Source organism: Pseudomonas edaphica (assembly GCF_005863185.1).
Lineage (GTDB): Bacteria > Pseudomonadota > Gammaproteobacteria > Pseudomonadales > Pseudomonadaceae > Aquipseudomonas > Aquipseudomonas edaphica.
In genome coordinates this window covers 1-19373 of record NZ_VBVZ01000043.1, presented here as the reverse complement: position 1 = coordinate 19373, position 19373 = coordinate 1, and the positions used below count along the sequence as shown (strand labels likewise).

Annotated in this window: 21 protein-coding genes; 5 read left to right on the top strand and 16 right to left on the bottom strand. The window is 62.1% G+C overall.

The window, feature by feature from the left end; translation table 11 throughout:
- The 4 genes from FEM54_RS04845 to FEM54_RS04830 form a co-directional block, all read left to right on the top strand.
- Window positions 1-926, top strand: a 926-nt coding sequence (locus tag FEM54_RS04845; RefSeq protein ID WP_138449744.1) for an SDR family oxidoreductase, incomplete at its 5' end; no start/stop codon positions are given.
- A 41-nt stretch (window positions 927-967) separates the two neighbouring features.
- On the top strand, window positions 968-1249 hold the full coding sequence (locus FEM54_RS04840) for a hypothetical protein (protein WP_078828226.1): 282 nt from the start codon (window positions 968-970) through the stop codon (window positions 1247-1249).
- Window positions 1250-1350: 101 nt separating this feature from the next.
- Window positions 1351-1605, top strand: a complete 255-nt coding sequence (locus FEM54_RS04835) for a DUF6555 family protein (RefSeq protein ID WP_123477381.1) — start codon at window positions 1351-1353, stop codon at window positions 1603-1605.
- Complete coding sequence (locus tag FEM54_RS04830) at window positions 1605-1844, top strand: hypothetical protein (protein ID WP_135307289.1); 240 nt, start codon at window positions 1605-1607, stop codon at window positions 1842-1844. Before FEM54_RS04835 ends, FEM54_RS04830 begins: the two co-directional genes overlap by 1 nt.
- A 42-nt stretch (window positions 1845-1886) precedes the next feature.
- Here FEM54_RS04830 and FEM54_RS04825 read toward each other — a convergent pair whose 3' ends face one another.
- Both FEM54_RS04825 and FEM54_RS04820 read right to left on the bottom strand, forming a co-directional pair.
- Complete coding sequence (locus FEM54_RS04825; protein ID WP_138449742.1) at window positions 1887-2066, bottom strand: hypothetical protein; 180 nt, start codon at window positions 2064-2066, stop codon at window positions 1887-1889.
- 9 nt (window positions 2067-2075) lie between these two features.
- Window positions 2076-3002 carry an NADP-dependent oxidoreductase gene (locus FEM54_RS04820; protein WP_138449740.1) on the bottom strand — a complete coding sequence of 309 codons (927 nt, stop codon included), beginning with the start codon at window positions 3000-3002 and terminating at the stop codon, window positions 2076-2078.
- A gap of 178 nt (window positions 3003-3180) precedes the next feature.
- On the opposite strand from FEM54_RS04820, the gene FEM54_RS04815 reads away from it, so the two are divergent.
- Window positions 3181-5493 (top strand): FdhF/YdeP family oxidoreductase, encoded by a 2313-nt coding sequence (locus tag FEM54_RS04815; protein ID WP_138449739.1) that lies wholly within the window; start codon window positions 3181-3183, stop codon window positions 5491-5493.
- Here the strand turns inward: FEM54_RS04815 and FEM54_RS04810 are convergent.
- The 14 genes from FEM54_RS04810 to FEM54_RS04745 all read right to left on the bottom strand — a co-directional run.
- A complete protein-coding gene (locus FEM54_RS04810) occupies window positions 5465-5719 on the bottom strand; it encodes a hypothetical protein (RefSeq protein ID WP_138449737.1) in 255 nt (84 codons plus the stop codon). The genes FEM54_RS04815 and FEM54_RS04810 overlap by 29 nt on opposite strands.
- Window position 5720: 1 nt before the next feature.
- Window positions 5721-6347 (bottom strand): cytochrome c oxidase subunit 3, encoded by a 627-nt coding sequence (locus FEM54_RS04805; protein WP_138449735.1) that lies wholly within the window; start codon window positions 6345-6347, stop codon window positions 5721-5723.
- Window positions 6334-7932, bottom strand: a complete 1599-nt coding sequence (locus tag FEM54_RS04800; RefSeq protein ID WP_054068910.1) for a cytochrome c oxidase subunit I — start codon at window positions 7930-7932, stop codon at window positions 6334-6336. Before FEM54_RS04800 ends, FEM54_RS04805 begins: the two co-directional genes overlap by 14 nt.
- Window positions 7929-8861, bottom strand: a complete 933-nt coding sequence (gene coxB, locus FEM54_RS04795; protein ID WP_138449734.1) for a cytochrome c oxidase subunit II — start codon at window positions 8859-8861, stop codon at window positions 7929-7931. The genes FEM54_RS04800 and coxB overlap by 4 nt, the downstream gene beginning before the upstream one ends.
- Window positions 8858-9658: an SCO family protein gene (locus FEM54_RS04790; RefSeq protein ID WP_138449732.1), complete on the bottom strand. Its 801-nt coding sequence runs from the start codon at window positions 9656-9658 to the stop codon at window positions 8858-8860. The genes coxB and FEM54_RS04790 overlap by 4 nt, the downstream gene beginning before the upstream one ends.
- Entirely contained in the window at window positions 9648-9998 is a 351-nt protein-coding gene (locus tag FEM54_RS04785) for a hypothetical protein (protein WP_069787808.1), read from the bottom strand. The genes FEM54_RS04790 and FEM54_RS04785 overlap by 11 nt, the downstream gene beginning before the upstream one ends.
- Entirely contained in the window at window positions 9988-10980 is a 993-nt protein-coding gene (locus FEM54_RS04780; RefSeq protein WP_138449730.1) for a hypothetical protein, read from the bottom strand. Before FEM54_RS04780 ends, FEM54_RS04785 begins: the two co-directional genes overlap by 11 nt.
- The gene (locus FEM54_RS04775; protein WP_138449728.1) at window positions 10977-11510 is read right to left on the bottom strand and encodes a c-type cytochrome; all 534 of its coding nucleotides are present in this window, start codon (window positions 11508-11510) and stop codon (window positions 10977-10979) included. Before FEM54_RS04775 ends, FEM54_RS04780 begins: the two co-directional genes overlap by 4 nt.
- Complete coding sequence (locus tag FEM54_RS04770; protein WP_171045796.1) at window positions 11507-12031, bottom strand: DUF3341 domain-containing protein; 525 nt, start codon at window positions 12029-12031, stop codon at window positions 11507-11509. Before FEM54_RS04770 ends, FEM54_RS04775 begins: the two co-directional genes overlap by 4 nt.
- Window positions 12024-13388, bottom strand: a complete 1365-nt coding sequence (gene nrfD, locus FEM54_RS04765) for an NrfD/PsrC family molybdoenzyme membrane anchor subunit (RefSeq protein ID WP_138449724.1) — start codon at window positions 13386-13388, stop codon at window positions 12024-12026. The genes FEM54_RS04770 and nrfD overlap by 8 nt, the downstream gene beginning before the upstream one ends.
- The gene (locus FEM54_RS04760; protein ID WP_138449722.1) at window positions 13378-16251 is read right to left on the bottom strand and encodes a TAT-variant-translocated molybdopterin oxidoreductase; all 2874 of its coding nucleotides are present in this window, start codon (window positions 16249-16251) and stop codon (window positions 13378-13380) included. Before FEM54_RS04760 ends, nrfD begins: the two co-directional genes overlap by 11 nt.
- Entirely contained in the window at window positions 16248-16904 is a 657-nt protein-coding gene (locus FEM54_RS04755; protein WP_138449720.1) for a cytochrome c3 family protein, read from the bottom strand. Before FEM54_RS04755 ends, FEM54_RS04760 begins: the two co-directional genes overlap by 4 nt.
- A 59-nt stretch (window positions 16905-16963) precedes the next feature.
- Window positions 16964-18757 (bottom strand): thiamine pyrophosphate-requiring protein, encoded by a 1794-nt coding sequence (locus FEM54_RS04750; protein WP_138449718.1) that lies wholly within the window; start codon window positions 18755-18757, stop codon window positions 16964-16966.
- A gap of 17 nt (window positions 18758-18774) precedes the next feature.
- On the bottom strand, window positions 18775-19373 hold a 599-nt coding region (locus FEM54_RS04745), incomplete at its 5' end, for an SDR family oxidoreductase (RefSeq protein ID WP_138449717.1).

Below are 19373 nucleotides of genomic sequence, written 5' to 3'. Positions count from 1 at the left end.
GTGCTGCTTATCACGCCCTCGCAGCCCAAGGTACCCGGTTAGTCTTGGCTGCCCGTTATGAAAAGGCGCTGGCAGAAGTGGTCGAGGAATGTGCTGTACGCGGCGCGCAGGCGATCGCCGTTAAAACCGATGTGACACATGGCGACCAAATGCGCGCGCTGGCGGAAAAGGCTGCGGCTTTCGGAAATGGCCGCATCGATATCTGGATCAATAACGCCGGTGTAGGGGCCGTCGGCAGCTTCGAAAACACGCCTTTGGAAGCACACGAACAAGTACTGCAAACAGACCTGCTCGGTTACCTGCGTGGAGCCCACGTGGCGTGGCCCTATTTCAAAGGCCAGAAAAGCGGGATTCTGATCAATACACTCTCGCTGGGAAGCTGGGTCGCCCAGCCTTTTGCTGCCGCGTATTCAGCCAGTAAATATGGCCTGCGTGGCTTGACCGAAGCACTGCGCGGCGAATTGGTTGGCTACCCGAATATTCATGTGTGCGACATCTATCCCGCCGTGATGGATACACCAGGCTTTCGCGATGGCGCAAATTTTACCAGCCATGCATTGACGCCGCCGCCTCCGGTCTATGATCCGCGTCAGGTGGCGCGGGCGATGGTCGCTTGTGCGCTGCAACCGAGGAACAGCACCACTGTGGGTGCCGCCGCAACCATCGCTCGAGTCGCGCATTTTTTGCTGCCAGCCTTTCCCCAGGTATCAGGCTGGCTCACCCGCACCGCCCTACAACGGGCACCCCACTCTGCGACTTCGTCGGGTAACCTGTTTGGACCCGCCAGCGGTGAGCGCCGCATTGAAGGCGGGTGGCGGCAAACACGCCGCTTACCTTATTGGTTGGTTGCAGCAAGCGCAGCGCTGTTACTCGGCGGTGTGGTCATTGCTCGCAAGCATTCAACAAACAACAAGCCGCATAACTGAAATTTGGGGGCAGCCGCCCCGTTTAAATGAGGTAAATCAGCATGTCTTACAACTTCCAAGGTAACGCGAGCGTAATGACTGCCTCTCGTCATTTGGGCACACCATCGGATGAATGTTTGAATGAGTCAGCAGAGATCCATCTGAGCAGCAGTGGAAAACCAACGATTGCGCGTTTGGACTTCGACAAGCCACTGGATTGGCCGGGTAATCCTAACTTTGTCGCAGTCCATTTACCCGATGGCTCCACCGTGAGTGGCGTCATCGTCGATATAGATCGGCCCACGAATGCGCCCGGATGGGTCACGTTTACAGTAGATGATTGAGGTGTGACAAGCGCCGGAGCTCATCCATCGAATTGTCGGACAATTTTTTTGAATTTTTTTTGACGTCAAATATCTGTAATTCATGAGCATAGGGAGGTCTCATGAAAGATAGCAATCTATTTACCATCGAGTATCAGCTTCACGGTGAACCGAAGTCCTTCATCGTGCGCGCATCGCAAATGAACAATGCCGAGGCTTGGCATTGGGCCAGCTGCGATGCAGGTGTCGCCGTCATACCCAAATTTGGCCAACACACACTCAAGCGTGTTTCCAAGCCGATGGCGGAAAAATACGGCATCACGCAGGTACGCTGGAGCGCCGCGACGCAGGTTCAGTGGGCGGAGGGCCTTACGTGATGAACAGCCAGGCACTTGGTTATACGAAAAGACAAGCACGCGATGATGAGGTCGCGCGAAATAACGAGATGTTTTTCGAAGCCGATCGACTGGATGCGCAAGCGTACAAAATTATCGAGTCCTACAGCGGCGACGCGCAGACATGGGCGCGCTTCATCGAAGCGAAGAAAGCTGCAGATGCGCAACGCACCGCCGCTTACCAAGAGTGGATGCGCATCCATCGTACAAAGCGAAGATAGCCGTCAGCCCTGTCGAAAACAGGGCTGACGCCCGGTCAAGTATCACGCCCCTGACTCAGGGTCTTTTGAAGGCCCGCCAGGGGCGACGCCGCCTTGATCGACGTCCGCCTTCCAGGGGCGGTCGACCGTCGGGTCCTCCGATTTGTCGTTGCGCTTTGCCGTATCGGGCCGCACCTTTTGCCCGGTTTGCCCCGACGTATGGGGTTTGGATGGTGGGTTCATGACGCCTCCTCAATCACTGATATGCAGCACGACCTTGCCGTGCACATGCTCATTGGCCAGGTAATCCAGCGCCTGCACCGCAGCCTCCAACTCGAATACCTTGGCGAGGTAGACCCGCACATTGCCGGCCTCGATCAAGCCGGCGATCTCTGTCAGTTCCTCGCCACGTGGCGCCGCGGTAAACCGTGCGCCGGTCTTGCCGGCTGCCTGCGGATGGCTGGCGTCGGGCATCGTCAGGGTCGACACCAGCCGGCCCCCCTCCCCCAGCACTTGCCAGGAACGGGCCTGCGTGTCGCCGCCGATCAAATCAATCACCAGGTCAAACTCCTTGCAAATGTCCTCAAAACGCTCGGTCTTGTAGTCGATCGCGCGGTCTGCCCCCAGCTCGCGCAAGAACGGCAGGCTGTCCGTGGAGGCGGTGGCGTATACCTCGGCACCCTTGACCTTGGCAAACTGCACAGCGAAGTGGCCCACCCCGCCGGTCCCGCCATGGATCAGCACCTTCTGCCCTTGCTCGATCTGCCCGTGCTCCACCAGGGCCTGCCAAGCGGTGTGGCCCGCCAGCGGCACACCGGCCGCAACCGGCCAATCCAGTGACTGGGGGATATGCGCCAGATGCACCGCCGGTACCCGCGAATACTCGGCATAGCCACCGTCGGCGCCAATCATCGCAAACACCCGATCGCCCTTCTTGAAATCGCTGACGCCCTGCCCGACTTTTTCTACCAGGCCGGCGACTTCACGGCCGAGGGTCAGCGGGAGTTTGTCCTGCTTGACCTCCGGGTATTGGCCTTCGCGAATCTTGTAGTCCACAGGGTTGATACCCACGAAAAAGTTCTTGACCAGCACCTCGCCTGCCAGAGGCTCCGGCACCTCGACGTCACAAACGCGCATGACCTCGGGGCCGCCAAACTGCTCAATCTTGATTGCTTTCATGTTACGCACCTCGTTGTCTGTTCAAAGCACACAGGGGGGTGGAGGACCGTCGATGTCCATGGGTTCACTTGATATCGAGCAACACTGACAAACGGCATCTTCCACCCACGAATCCACTCGAACCTTTGCGTCTACCGGCCCGTCCCAACTGTATTCAGCCAAGACCCGGGAGTGCCTGATGCTTATCTACCCCAAAAGCCATTTCCAGCCCTATACCAATGCCTGCGGCGGTTGGGGCTCAGCCAAGTCGGTAATGCAGATACTGTGGCGTGAACAGGCTCTGACCAAGGCGCCCGCCGCGCTGTTCAAACAGAACAAACCCGATGGATTTGCCTGCGTCAGTTGCGCCTGGGCCAAGCCCGGCCATCCCCATGCGCTGGAGTTCTGCGAGAACGGCGCCAAGGCCACCGCGTGGGAACTGACGTCCCTCAAAACAGACCCGACATTCTTCGCCCAGCACAGCCTCACCGACCTGCGTACCTGGCCCGACTATGCGCTGGAGCAGCATGGCCGCCTGACCCACCCGCTGCGCTACGACCCCGACACTGATCATTACCGGGAAACCTCCTGGGAAGAGGCCTACCGTGAAATCGGCGCCCAACTCAAGGCCATGGACCCCGACAGCGTGGTGTTCTACGCCTCCGGGCGGGCGTCGCTGGAAACCTCGTTCATGTACCAGTTGTTCGCGCGCGCCTTCGGCACCAACAACCTGCCCGACAGCTCCAACATGTGCCACGAAAGCACTTCGGTAGGGTTGCAGGAAAGCATCGGCGTGCCGGTGGGCACCGTGACCCTGGCAGACTTCGAGCACACCGATTGCCTGTTTTTCTTTGGCCAGAACGTCGGCAGCAATAGCCCGCGGATGCTGCATCAACTGCAGGACGTGCGTCGACGCGATGTGCCCATCATCACCTTCAACCCCCTGCGCGAACGCGGCTTGGAGCGTTTCGTCAACCCGCAGTCCCCCACGGAAATGCTCACGCCCGACTCGACCTTGATCAGCACCCAGTACCATCAGGTGGCAATCGGCGGTGATACGGCAGCGATCACCGGTATTGCCAAGGCGTTGCTGGAAATGGATGACCTCGCCACCGAACAAGGCAGCCCGGCCGTACTCGATCATGACTTCATCGCCGGCCACACCGAAGGCTTCGAAGTCTTCACCACCTACGTGCGTGGTTGTACCTGGGCTCACCTCGAGCACCAGAGCGGGCTGACGCGCGGCGCACTGGAAGCCGCCGCGACCGTGTATGCCCACAGCCAAAGCGTGATGTTCGTCTACGGCATGGGGCTGACCCAGCATCGACACGGCGTGGCCAACGTGCAGATGCTGGTCAACCTGATGCTGCTGCGCGGCAATATCGGCAAGGCCGGTGCCGGGATCTGCCCGGTACGGGGCCACTCCAACGTGCAAGGGCAGCGCACGGTGGGCATTACCGAAGACCCGAAAAAAGTGCCGACGGAGTTGATCGAGCAGCACTTCGGCTTCAAGGTGCCGGAGAAAATGGGCGTGTGCACGGTGGATGCGTGCGAAGGAATTCTCAGCGGCCAGGTGCGCGGTTTTGTCGGCCTGGGCGGCAACTTTCTGCGGGCAATTCCGGACACCTCGCGCATGGAGCCCGCCTGGCAAGGGTTGCACCTGAACGTTCAGGTCGCCACCAAGCTCAACCGCACGCACTTGCTGCCGGCGCGTCACCAGTGGCTGCTGCCATGCCTGGGTCGCATCGAAATAGACCGGCAAAATGGCGTGGCGCAAACCTACACCACAGAAGACAGTACCGGCTGCATCCACAGCTGGCGTGGCAGCAGCGAGCCGGTCGGCCCTCATGTGCGCGCCGAAGCCAGCATCGTCGCCGGGCTGGCCATGGCCACCCTCTCCCATCCCTGCAACATCGATTGGCAGGCCTGGAGCGCCGACTACGCCAAGGTCCGCACGGCCATCGGGCAGATCTACCCGCAGATATTCCACGACATGGAAAGCCGTATGACCGAGCCTGGCGGCTTCCATCGCCCGATTGCCGCCGCGCAGCGCAAGTGGCTGACCCCGAGCGGCAAGGCGCAGTTCGTCAAGCCCGTGACCCTGGCCGAAGATGACGACGTGAACCTTGCGCAACCGGCACGGGATGTCCTGCAACTGATGACGCTGCGCAGCAACGATCAGTTCAACACCACCATTTACGGTTATGACGATCGCTTTCGCGGGGTCAGCGGCACGCGCGAGGTGATTTTCATGCACTGCAACGACATCGTGCGCCTGGGCTTCACGCCCGGCGCGCAGGTGATGTTGACCACTGCCATCGAACCGGAGGTCAAGCGCCAGGTCGGGCCATTCGAAATCATCGCCTACGACATTCCCGAAGGCTGCGCCGCCGCGTATTACCCCGAATGCAACCCGCTGGTGCCGCTCTGGCACCACGCTGAACGCAGCAAGGTGCCTGCCGCCAAATCGGTGCCGGTGCGGCTCAGCGCGTCGCCGACTCACCCAGGATGAACACCACCATTACCAGCAACCACAGCAGGTACACCCATCCAAACAGGCGTACCCAGCCGCGGTGCCGGTAAAGCCCTAAATAGAACAGCAACAACAGCAGGAACTGGCCGGCGGCGGCAAGCATGATCACGCCGCCGAACCCGGGCTGATAGCAAACGCACAGTATCTGCACGGCCAGCAACAGCAGCAGCGCCCCATAGACTTTCAACGCGCCCGCCTTGCTCATCTCAACGCCCCACCAGGTAGAGAGTGGGAAACAACAGGATCCAGATCCCGTCCACCAGGTGCCAATACAGGCTGATCATTTCCAGGCGCATCGCGCCCTGATGAGGCGTCAACCGGTCGCGCTTCAACGCGCTGTACAGCCACAGGGCCAGGCCGACGGCGATCAATACATGCAGCCCGTGCAGCGCCGTAGCGATGAAGTACAGGTTCATGAACAGCTGCGCCGACGGCGCCTGCCAGGTTGAGTGATCGGTAAAGCCGGGCAGCACGCCTTCGTGGATCTCCAGGCCGTATTCAACGCCTTTGCAGCCCAGGAACACCCCCCCCAATACGGCCGCACCCAGCAGACAACAGCGCACCCGGCGTGGCTCGCTGGCGGCCAGGGTCATCAACAAGCTGCTGGTCAACAACAGGACTGTATTGCCCGTCGCCAACAGGTAATGCAGGCCCGCCACGGCCTCCGCCACCCCGTCCGGATGACGCAGCCGAAAGAACCACGCCGCCATGATCAGGCTGCCGAACATCATCGCTTCGCTGGCCAGGAACAGCCACATGCCCAGGCGGGCGGCCTCGCGTTGCTGGGCCCAGGCCACGAACGGTTCGGCGGGCCTCTCGTCAGAGCGGATCACGGCGGGCCCCAGGGGAATAATCGTAGGCCTCGAAATCCACCGTTACCGGCGCTTCGAAGTTGTGCAGCGGCGGCGGCGAAGCCACGCGCCACTCCAGCCCGGCCGCCTCCCAGGGATTGATCGGCGCCCGCTCGCCCCAACGCAGGGAACCGAGCAGGTAAAAAAACGGCAACACGTAGGCCAGCGCGAGGATCGAAGCGCCGGCCGACGACATCACGTTGAGGAACTGAAAGTCCGGGTCATAACTGTGGTAGCGACGCGGCATGCCCAGGTAACCCAAAAGGAATTGCGGGAAAAACGTCAGGTTGAAGCCGCAGAAAATCAGGATCGCGGTGATCTTGCCCCACAGTTGCGAGTAAAGCCGGCCGGTCATTTTCGGCCACCAGAAATGCAAGGCCCCGAAATATCCGGCCACGGCGGCGCCGACCATGATGTAGTGGAAGTGCGCGACCACAAAATAAGTGTCATGGGCATGCAGGTCGGCGGCCAGCAGCGCAAGAAACAGCCCGGTGACGCCGCCGACGATAAATAACCCGATAAAGGTCAACGCAAACAGAAACGGCGCATGCAGGGTCAAGTCGCTCTTGTACAGCGTGGCACTCCAGTTATAGGCCTTGATCGCCGACGGAATCGCCACCAGAAAACTCAACAATGAGAACACCAGGCTGGCATACATCGACTGCCCGGCGACAAACATATGATGGCCCCACACTAGAAAACCGATCACCGCAATCGCCACGCTGGACCAGGCGACAAAGCGGTAGCCGAAAATGCGCTTGTGCCCTGCCGCCGTGATCAACTCGCTGACCACCCCCATGGCCGGCAGAATCATGATGTACACCGCCGGGTGGCTGTAGAACCAGAACAGATGCTGGAACAACAGCGGGTCGCCGCCCAGTTTCGGGTCGAACACACCGATGTTGAACAGGTGCTCGGCGGCCACCAACACCAGGGTGATCGCGAGCACGGGCGTGGCGAGCACCAGAATGATCGAGGTGGCGTACATCGACCAGATGAACAGCGGCAAGCGCATCCACGTCATGCCCGGCGCGCGCAGGGTATGCACGGTGGCGATGATATTGACACCGGTGAAGATCGACGAAAACCCGGCAATGAATACGCCGCAGATCACCGCCACCACATGGCCGTTGCTGAACATCGTCGACAACGGCGTGTAGAAGGTCCAGCCGGTGTCCACTCCGCCGAGCAGCAGCGCCAGCAAGGTGAACAGGCCGCCACCCAGCAGCAAGTACCAACTGAACAGGTTCAGGCGCGGAAAGGCCATGTCTTTGGCGCCGATCATGATCGGCACCAGGAAGTTACCGAACACGCTCGGAATCGACGGAATCAGGAAAAACCACACCATGATCACCCCGTGCAGGGTAAACGCGCGGTTGTAGCCATCGGCAGTGAGCAAATCCCCTTCCGGCGTGACCAGTTCGATGCGGATCAGGCTCGCCGCCAGCCCGCCGGCAAAGAAAAAGAAGGTTACGGTGAGCATGTACAGCACCGCAATACGTTTGTGATCGCGGGTCAGCAACCATGACCGCAGGCCCTGTGCATGCAAATAGCTGGGTTGGCTCATTGGTGTTTCTCCGGAAGTTCGCGCAGGTAAGCGACAAGCCGCTGCACGGCCTCTTCATCCAACAGATTGCTGTAGGTCGGCATGATCGGCAGGTAGCCGGCTACCAACTGTTTTTGTGGCAACAGGATGCTGTCGCGCAGGTAGGCTTCATCGGCTTTTACCTGGCTGCCGTCGGCCAGTTGCACCGAACGGTTGAACACACCGGCCAGCGGCGGCGCGTTGCCTGAGTCGTGGCAACTGGCGCAACCGTATTGGCGATACAGGGTCTCGCCCTGACGGGCAAGGTCGGCGCTGCTGCCGTTGTCTGCCAGCCAGTGCTCGTAATCGGCGGGGTTGAGCACCACCAGGCGCGCCAGCATTGCCGCGTGGTCGGTGCCGCAGTATTCGGCGCAATACACCTCGTAGGTACCGCTGTACTCAGCCTGGAACCACAACATGCTGTAGCGCCCCGGCAACACGTCTTGCTTGATACGCAGGCTGGGGAAAAACAGACTGTGGATCACGTCCTCGGAAATCATGGTCAACTTCACCGGGCGCCGGGCCGGCACATGCAGGGTGTTGATCTCCCGCTGGCCACCCTGGTGCTGGAATTTCCACATCCATTGGCGCGCGGTGACCTGCACTTCCAGCGCATCCTCCGGCGGCGTGCGGGCGATGAAAAACAACCGCGCCGACAACAGGAAGACCACCAGCGAACCTATGAACGGCAAGATGATCCAGGCCAGCTCGATAGGCAGATTACTTTGCGGGCGATGGTCGCGGTCGGCGGGACGGCCGCGCCGATAGCGCCAGATAAACACCCAGAGCGCGACGAACACCGGCACCACGAACAGCGCCATCATGGCGGTGAAGCCGATCACCAGCCAATCGACCGATACTGCGTAATCCGAGGCTTGCGCCGGCCACAGGCGCAGAAAGTGTTCGTTCATCGCGCCTCCCTACGTTCGCGCCGCACCGCCCGCAAAATCAGCAGGCCGAGCACCAGCACCGTCGACACGCCTGCCACTTGCAGCAGCAGGATGATCCGGCTGCTGTAGGTGCCGCTCTGCGGGTCGTAGTGGTAGCACAGCAATAACAGTTGTTCCTTGATGGCCCCCAACTTGCCCTGCCCGGCCTCGGTCAATGCCAGGCGCAAGTCGCTGGGCTGATAGCCCAGGCCGTAGAGCCAGCGCGACAGGCGTCCGTCGCCCGTTACCACCGCGACTGCCGAGCTGTGGGCGTATTGCTGCTGTTGCGGGTCGAAGCGATAACCGAAGCCGATCGAGTTCGCCAATGCCTGGCTGGCCGAAGCATCGCCAGTCAGCAGGTGCACGCCAGGTTCGTCAGCCAACGCTGGCCAGTGCTGGCTGAGCTTGGCCAGCTCTTCCCGGGCGGCGCCCACGTCTTCGCGGGGGTCGAAACTGAAAGCGATCACCTGGAAGTCACGGCCCAGGCGATAAGGCTGGTTGGCCAGTTGGCTGAACAGTGTCGAAAGCGCCGCTCCGCAGACGTTCGGGCAACGGTAGTACAACGGCACCAGCAATGTGGGCTGGCCGTTGAGCAAGTCGCCCAGACGCACGGGGCGGCCCTGTTGGTCGGTGAAGCGACTGTCGAGCGCCAAGGGTTGGCCGACGTGGGCCGTGTCGATTCCGGCGGCGGTAAAGGGGTCGAATGGCTGCGCGGCGCCCGCTTGCGGCAGCCAACAGCACACCAATACGACGACCAGCAGCAGGCGCTCAATGCTCATCAGGCCATCCTCGCTCTAGCAGCAATTGCCGGGCCTGTGCCAAGGGCAGGTGCACGATGTGATGCTCACGGTCGACCCAGCCATAACTGTCCAGGTGCAGACGCTGGCGGGCCAGTTGCCGCTCACCCGCCTGCCGGGGATCAGCTTGTAGACGCGGCTCAGGGGGCAATAGGCGCTGGCGTTCCAGTGTGCTCATCGGCGGTTGTTGCACCTGTTGACGATAGCCGCTCAACAACCAGGCCACGCCGCCCAGGCTCAGGGCTATGGCCACACCCAGCAGCACCATTACCCGGGCGGCTTTTTTACCGTCAAAATCGTTGGGTTGGTATTCAGCGGTCATGACGCCTCCTTTGCCACTGCCGCCGCCACACGGCAAACAAGCCCGCGGCATACACCCCCTGGCACAGCGCCGCGGTGAGGAGCATGCCAAGGGTCGCGTCGGGAAAAATCGACGGCAGGCTGATCCACATCGACTCGACAACCCCAAGCAACAAGATCGCCGCACAGCCCCACGTCAACACATTCATTCGCCCGCCCCATGGCGACGCGAGCACCACTAGGCACACCAGTTGCCCGGCGACCACCAGCGCCGTCAGTGCGCCCCACCCACCCGTCTCGCGCACGCGGTACCAGGCTGTTTCATGCGCCAGGTCCACCGACCAGATAATCAGGTATTGCATGAACTGCACGTAGATCCAGAACGCCAAGGCGCTCACCAGCAGACCGCGCAACAGCACACACTGGCGTGCGGGCAGCAGCACCACGTTCCAGCACAACACACACAACCCGGCAAAGGCTAGGCCGTCGAGCAGTTGCCGGGCAATCAACAACAGGCCGAACACGCTGGAGACAAACCCCGCCTGCAACGACATCAGCCAGTCCACGGCGGCCAGGCTCGCCACCAGCACGCACAGGATCAAACCCGCCGCACTGCGCTTGCCCACCCAGCCGTGCACCACCCAGGCAAGCCCGCCGTACACCAGAGTGCGTAACACAAAAAACCACGGCGATAACCACAGGCCACGAAATCCCGGGGCCTCCTGATCGAACCAGGGATACACCCAAGACATCGTGACCAGCACCGGCAACAGCATCGGGATAATCAACAACACGGCGCTTGCACCCAAGCGGCTGCCGGGATCCAGCAAAGGCTGCCAGCGACCGCTGACCAGAGGCGTCAGCAACGCCAACAGCAGGCAACCCAACGCGATATTGCTGCCATTGACCGCTGCCGCCAGGGCGCCCGCACCGACCCAGGCAGGCTGCCATACGCCGAGCACGGCAAGGCCGATGGCGGCAGCCAGCAACCACCACCGGCTCATTGGCCGGACTCCTCGAAGGCCTGCCGCACAGTCGGCGGCAGCGTTTGCAGGTCGGCATGCTGGCTCAACTGCAGTACACGCAAGTGGGCGACAATCGCCCAGCGCTCATCGGGCTGAATGCGCGACGCGTAGCCGTACATCAAGCCTCGCCCGTCGGCAATCACCTGCATCAGTTGGTCATCGGGGGCGTTCAGCAACCGCGGTTCGATAAACGACGGCGGTGCCGGAAAACCACGGCCCACCACCAGTCCATCGCCGAGCCCGCCCAGGCCATGGCACGGCGTGCAGAATGTTTGATAACCCGCCTCGCCACGTGCCAGCAAGTCCGCACTCAGGGCCGGCCGTTGTCGGGCCAGCGCTTCACGTTGCAGTTGCCCGCGCGCCACACTGCCGGCGGGAGGCTGGCGACTGCTGAGGCCATTGCCAAACAACGCGCCGGCGCGTTGTTCAAGCACCTTGGCCTGGCGTGACATGTCATCGCAGCCGCTGCACAGCAGCACCAGGCTCAATGCCCATGGCCAGGCATTCATGGCGCCACTTGCTGCACGCTCTGCGCGCGTTCGGCCAGCCAGGCGTGGGTCTGGTGTGCGTCAAACAGCGGGTCGCGCGCATCGATAAACAAGAAGAACCCATCATCGCTGGCCCCTTCAAACCCCTCGACGCCGAACAACGGATGATGCAAGCGCGGCAGGCGACTGCACAGCAACAACGTCAACACCGCCGCCGTTGCTGCAAACACTACGGCGAACAAAAACGTCACCACGGCGAATGAAGGCAACGCCACCAAGGGGCGCCCGCCGATGTTCAAGGGATAGGCCCACACCGAACCTAGCTGCATCACCAGCGCCAGGACGACGCCCAGCCCGGCCCCCAGGCAGGCCATGCGCCCTACTCGCCTGGCGTCGACCGCCAGTACCGGCTCCAAGGCTTCCAGCGCAAACGGCGCGAAGGCATCCAGCCGCCGATAACCCAGGTCCCACGCGCTCACGGCGGCATCCACCAAGGGCTGGGGCGCCGGGAACCGCGCGAGTAAACCCAGGCACTCAGCCATCGCCGCGCTCCTGATGCAGCGCCTGCTTGACCTCGAACGCGGAAACCATCGGCACATAGCGCAGGAACAGGCTATAGGGCACCAGAAACACCCCGAAACTGCCGATAAACAGCGTCCAGTCCCACAGGGACGGCGTGTAATCGCCCCAGCTGGAAACCAGCAGATCACGCGTCTGCGGCGGGATCAGCAGCATGAAACGCTCGGCCCACATCCCCACCAGCACGGCCAGCGCCACCAGTGCCAATCGCGGCGGGCTTTGGCGCACGTTTCGCCACCAGAGCGCCTGGAGCACCCCGACATTGCAGACGATCGCCAACCAGAAACTCCAGGCATGCGCGCCGCAGATGCGCGCAAGCAATACCTCGATTTCATGGGCGTCGCCGCTGTAGAACGGCATGAACAGATCGGCCAAATACCCGTAGGTGGTCATCCAGCCGGTGGCCAGCAACAGACAGCCGAGCATGCCCAGATGGCGTGGGGTGATCAGGCTTTGGATGCACAGCAGCCAGCGCACAACAATCGCCAGCAGCGCCACCAGGGCGAACCCGGAAAACACCGCCCCGGCCACAAAATAGGCGGGAAACAGGGTTGAATGCCAACCGCTCTGAGTGCCCATGGTCAGCAAAAACGAATAGCCGCTCGACACCGCAAACACCAGCGGAATCGCGAGGATCGCCAGCACCCGCGTGGTGCGCCGCCACAACGCCCAATGCCGTTGCGACCCGCGCCAGCCGAGCGCCAGCAAGCCATAGACCGCCTGGCGCAGCGGCGTGCTGGCCCGGTCACGAGCTGCGGCGAAATCCGGAATGGCGCCCACCATCAGGAACAGCACCGACACCGTGAGGTACGACAGGATCGCAAACATGTCCCAGGCCGTCGGGCTTTTGAATTGCGGCCATAAGCCCATTTCATTCGGGTAGGGCATGGTCCAGTAGAACAGCCAGGGACGACCCAGGTGGAGGATCGGGTACAGCGCGGCGCAGATCACCGCCATCAGCGTCATCAACTCCGCCAGCCGGTTGAGGGTATGGCGCCAGGGCCGCTCGATCAGCAACAGCAAGGCCGAGATAAACGTGCCCGCGTGGCCGATCCCCAGCCACCAGATGTAGTTGAGGATGCCAAAGCCCCAATGCACCGGCTGATTATTGCCCCACATGCCCACGCCATTGCCCAGAAGCACAGCGACCGAGCCCAGGTACACCAGCAACAACACCAGGCCGACACCGAACATCCAGCGCCAGGCAACGCGCCGGGGGAACTGCTGCAATGGCCCGAACACCTGCCGCGACACCTGCTGGTCGCTCAAATCCTTTGGCAGGAAATGCCCGGTGGCGTGCAGCAGCGGCTCAGCCTTCATCGCCTGCGCCCTCCTCCTCGATGCGTGCCAGGTAACTGGTGCGCGGCCGGGTACCGAGGGTTTCCAGCAAGCGGTAATGGCGGGGATCGCGGCGCGCGAGGCTGACAGCGCTGGCGGGGGCGTTGATGTCGCCAAACTGGATGGCCTGGCTGGGACAGGTTTGTTGGCAAGCGGTGACCACCGCAGAGGGGTCGAAATCGTCGCCGTGTTGCTTGTCGTTCGTGCGGGCGTTGCTGATGCGTTGGATGCAGTACGTGCATTTCTCCATCACGCCGCGGGTGCGTACCGTCACCTCGGGGTTACGCTGGGCCTGAATCGACGGCGCGGCGTCGGCGCTCCAGTCCAGCCAATTGAAGCGCCGCACTTTGTACGGGCAGTAAGAGGCGCACGTGCGGGTGCCTATGCAGCGGTTGTAGACCATCTGGTTCAAGCCATCGCGGCTATGCACGGTGGCGTTGACCGGGCAACCGGTTTCGCAGGGCGCCTGCTCGCAGTGCATGCAGGGCAATGGCTGGAAGCGCGAACGCGGGGCCTCCAACGGCCCCTGGTAATAATGGTCGATGCGCAGCCAGTGCATGCTGCGCCCCTGGGCGACCTGCTCGGCGCCGACCACGGCAATGTTGTTCTCGGCCTGGCAGGCCACCACACAGGCATTGCAACCGGTGCACAGGTCCAGATCAATGACCATGCCCCACTGCGGGCCACTGTCGACCACCGGGCTGTAGAGCGACGCGGGAATGGCCTGCGTCGCGAGTTGTGGTTTGGCTCGCGAGACCACACGGATGGGCGGTTCTTGCGCTTCAGGCAACCGGTGATGTAACTGGGTGGCCGCCAAGGGAAAGTGCTCGCCGGTGCTTCGTAGGGAGGCACTGACGGAGAATTGCTCAGTGGGCTTCACCGCGTGACCCAGGCCATTACCGACGCGCCCGGCGTGGCTGCGACCGTAGCCGGTGTATAAGGCAATGACCTGGTCGGCCTGCCCGGGTTCAACCCAGGCCGGTCCGCGCACGGTCTGATCGGCCAGCGTCACCTCCACGCCGTCACCGTTGCTCACGCCCAACTGTTCGGCCAGGTGTGGCGAAAGCCCGATCACACTGGTCCAAGTCAGGGTGCTGATGGGCTTGGGCAATTCCTGCAGCCAGCCGGAGTTGGCGAAGCGCCCGTCCCACACGGTCGGGTCGGGACGGATTACGGCCTCTAATCCTTCGCCGACGTCGGCCGCCGCGAGGGTAATTGGCGTTATTTCCTCTACCTTGACTGGCGCTGGGGCCGGTTCAATCCAGCCATTGGCCAATGCCTCGCGCCATTGTTGCTGCGCGATATGCGCCCAGGTTGCGCGCACCAGCGCCAAGGCATCGGCCTCGGTTGAGTGCATCAGCAACTCGAGGACCTGATGCAAGGTGCGCGTCGAATACATCGGTTCGATCAGCGGCTGGACGATGCAGGCACTGCCGTCCGCCGCGCGGCCATCGCTCCAACCGTCCAGCGCATGATTGAGCGGCAGGTGCCAATGGCACTGCGCGGCGCTTTCGTCGTAGTAAAGCCCGGCATGCAAGCGAAATGGCACCTGGGGCAGCACATCTTGCAGGTAGGCATTTAGCACCGGATTGCAGTCGAGTATCAGCAAATGAGTCACCGCTTCCTGGCTCAGTTGCGCAAGCGAACCCCACGATTGATTGGGCTCGTAACCCAATAACCTCGGCACCTGCCAGTCCAACGTTTGGCCTGCGTGCCCCAAGCGCTGGTTAAGCTGCATGACCTGCGCCTGCAACGCCTCGGATGCCTGCTGGCTAATACCGATCAGGCCGCGCCCCGGGTGGGCCTTGAGCGCAGCTGCGGCGTCCTGCACCCACTGCCGTTGCGCCGGGTTCAGGCGCGGCGTTCCGGGCAGGTCCTGGCTCAGCGCCTGGCTCAGCGCAAGCAGCAGGCCGGGCAACTGCGACGGTGCCGTGGGCAAGCGCGCGGTGGCGGCAGCGCCGGTGAGGCTCGGAACACTTTCAGCCACGAATACCAACGCGGCGCCCTCACCCTTCGCTGCCTGGCGGCGACGTTCAGCCCAGCCGCGCTGGAGCACCGTCTGATACGGACCGCTGCCCAGCGGGTCATACTCCAGGCACACCAGTACCTCGGCCTGTTCCAGGCGAACGTGCGCGGCCAATGGCTGACCGAACGCGCGTTCGCTTGCTCGCAGGGCGGCCGTCTCGGCAAAGGCTTCGCCATGGTACAGGCGCACCTCAGGCCAGCGTTGTTGCAGTTGGTCGAGCTGGCGCTTGAGGGTCGGTGAACTGCTGGCCCCACAGACGATGTGCAAGCCCTTGCCGCGAGCGCTGTCCAGCACCTGCTGCTCGTGGGCCAGCGCCGCGCGCACATCCGGCCAACTGGCTTCCCGACCTTTGAAACGCGGCGCCTGGGAACGGTCCGGATCATAGAGTTGCAGGATCGCCGCTTGAGTAAACGCATCGCAGGCGCCGCCCGACACGGGATGGTCCGGGTTGCCTTCAAGCTTGATCGGTCTGCCTGCAACGGTCTTGCCCAACACGGGCTGGGCAACACCGCCAAACGGGATGGCGGTGGCGTACCAGGCCGGCACGCCTGGCGTCAGATTGACCGGCTGACTGACCGCCGTCACTGCCTGTTCCGGGGTCTTGCCACAGGCGGCCAACCCCGCCATGGCGATGGACGCTGCCATCAACTGCAGGAAACGCCGTCGATCCATCAGCGGCGCCACACCTGCAAATTCCGCCTCTATCAGCGCTTGAGCGTCAGGGGACTCGGCAAGCGCCTCAAGCCCGCGCCAATAGGCCTGCCCTTCAAGTCCGGCCAGTTGTTCACGCACAACGGAGAAGTCCAGCGGCTTACTCATCGGTGGCACGTCCCGCAGTCGGTAAGGCCCCGGGTATCGATGTGCCGCGCGATCATCAGGCGCTCACCCAATTGGCGACGGTCCTCGGAAGGTTTCCACTGCATATTGGTGACCTGCTCCAGGGGACGCAGATGGGGCGCCGGGTCACGGTGACAGGCCAGGCACTGGCCCATGTTCAGCGGTTGCGCCTTGAACATCAGTTGCATGCGGTCGACCTGACCATGGCATTCACTGCAGCCGACGCCGGCGTTCACGTGTACGCCGTGATGGAAATACACGTAGTCCGGCAGCTTGGCGACGCGTTGCCAATGCAGGGGCTCAAGTTCACGCAGGCTCTTGCGCAACGGCTCCAGCACATCGGCGTGTGTCCATACCTGGGAATGACAACTCATGCAGGTTTCGGTGGGTGGCAGGCTGGCCATCGCGGAGGACTGCACCGCGCTGTGGCAATAACGGCAGTCGATCTTGAGTTCGCCCGCATGGTGGGCATGGCTGAAGGGCAATGGCTGCTCGACCGCCCAGTTACGCCCGGTGCGGTAGTCGGTGCTGTCCAGAGTCAACGCCACAAGCAAACCTCCCGAGAGCCCGGCGATCAGCAGCAACAGTCCTGCGCGCAGCCAGGTATCAGCCGAGCGCCTGAAAATCTGCGTCATTGCCGGATTCTCATGTCCATGTCCTTAACGCTTTGGCTGCGCGGGTGCGCAGGCGTTCGTTATTTTTTTGCGCCTCCTGGCAGAACGCTGGCCAACACTTGCTTGGCGGTTTGCACAATCACCCCGGCTTCATCCGGGTCGCCTTTGAGCAACGTGGTGGCGAACTTTTTGGCCTGTTCCAGTTTGATATGCGGGGGAAGTGGCGGCACGTCGGGGTCGGTCTTGAACTCGATCAGCACCGGTACATCCGAGGCCAACGCCTGTTCCCAGGCCGCAGCCACATCTTCCTCGCGCTCGACGAAAATCCCCTTCAGCCCCAGCGAAATCGCAAACAGGTGATACGGCACGTCAGGAATGGTTTGCGAAGCCTCAAACTTGGGGTCGCCTTCCATCACGCGCTGCTCCCAAGTGACCTGGTTCAGGTCTTCATTGTTGAACACCGCACAGATCCATTTAGGGCTTTGCCACTGCCGCCAGTATTTGGCCACGGTGATCAGTTCGGCCATGTTGTTCATCTGCATCGCGCCGTCGCCCACCAGCGCGATCACGGTGGTCTGCGGGTGCGCAAACTTGGCGGCGATGGCGTACGGCACGGCTGCCCCCATGGACGCCAAGCCACCGGACAGGGAACATTGCATGCCACGGCGGATCTTCAAGTCGCGGGCATACCAGTTGGCACAGGAGCCGGAATCGCTGGTGATAATGGCGTGGTCGGGCAAGCGTGGAGACAGCTCGTAGACCACGCGTTGCGGGTTGATCGGTTTGGCTTTTGCCAGCGCGCGTTTCTCCAGGGTTTTCTCCCAGCCAGCACGCCAACCCTCGACCTTTTTGCGCCATTTACGCTGAGTCTTGTGGGTGAGCAACGGCAACAGCGCAGCCAGGGTCTCGGCGGCATCGCCCACCAGATTCACCTCCATGGGATAACGCAGGCTTAACATGTCGGGTTGCAGGTCAATCTGCACTCCACGGGCCTGGCCTTCCTTGGGCAGGAACTCTGAGTAAGGAAAACCCGAGCCGATCATCAACAAGGTGTCGCATTCGGTCATCAGCTTGTAGCTGGGCTCGGTGCCCAACAGGCCGATGCTGCCGGTAACCCAGGGCAAATCATCAGGGACTGCAGCCTTGCCCAGTAGCGCCTTGGCCACCCCGGCGCCAAGCGCTTCGGCGACGGCGATGACTTCATCGGTGGCCGCCAGCGCCCCTGCGCCGACCAGAATCGCAACTTTCTCACCGGCATTCAGCACGTCTGCGGCGCGCTGTAGATCCGCCTCATACGGCACCACTCGCGGTTTTGAATAACCCACCCCCGAGTGCACTGTGCCGTGGGCCCTGGCGGCCGGTTCGTAGGTCGCCTCCTGCAAATCGTTGGGTAGGATGATCGCCGTCACTCGGCGCTCACCGACCGCCGTGCGTACGGCCCGGTCCACCAAGTGACGCACCTGGGATGGCACCATAGCCTGCTGCACAAATGCCCCTGCCACATCCTTGAACATCGACACCAGGTCCAGTTCCTGCTGGTAATGCCCCCCAAGCGCAGCACGCGCCTGCTGCCCGACAATCGCCAGCACCGGCATATGATCCATCCGCGCGTCATAGAGCCCGGTGATCAGGTGCGAGGCTCCTGGCCCTGAAGTCGCGATACACACGCCCAGCTCCCCCGTGAATTTGGCATGGGCCGACGCCATGAACGCGGCCATTTCCTCATGACGGGCCTGAATGAACTCGATCTTGCCCCGCGCCCGGCTCAACGCGCCAAATACACCATTGATACCATCACCCGGGTAACCAAAGATTCGGGTAACGCCCCATTGGCTGAGCCGCTCAACCAGAAAGTCGCCTACTGTCGTCGTCATCGAATGCCTCGCTTCATTCAAAGAATGGGTTTGCCACCTGTTACGCCGTAGCGTTCACCGGAGATATAACTGCCCTCATCCGACGCCAGCAGTACGTAGATGGGCGAGACTTCGACTGGCTGGCCGGGGCGCCCCAGCGGTGTATTGCCACCAAAGTTCTTGACGGAGTCCTCGGTCATCGTCGACACGATCAATGGCGTCCAGATTGGCCCGGGCGCCACACTGTTGACGCGAATACCGCGTTTGCCGAGCATCTGCGCCAGGCCCGCAGTGAAGTTGGCGATCGCGCCTTTTGTGGCCGCATAGGGCAACAGCGTGGGGTTGGGCGCATCGGAATTGACCGAGCTGGTGTTGATGATCGAACTGCCCTCGGCCATGTGCGGCAGCGCGGCCTTGCAGATGCGAAACATCGCGGTGACGTTAACGTTAAAGGTCTTTAGCCAATCTTCATCGGGGATGTCTTCCAGACTTTCGTAGGTCATCTGGAACGCCGCGTTATTGACCAGCACATCAATGCGTCCGAACTTCTCCACGGTGTCACTGACGATCGCCGTGCACTGATCCGCGTTGCCCAAGTCACCGGGTAACAGCAAGCATGGACGACCGGCAGCCTCGA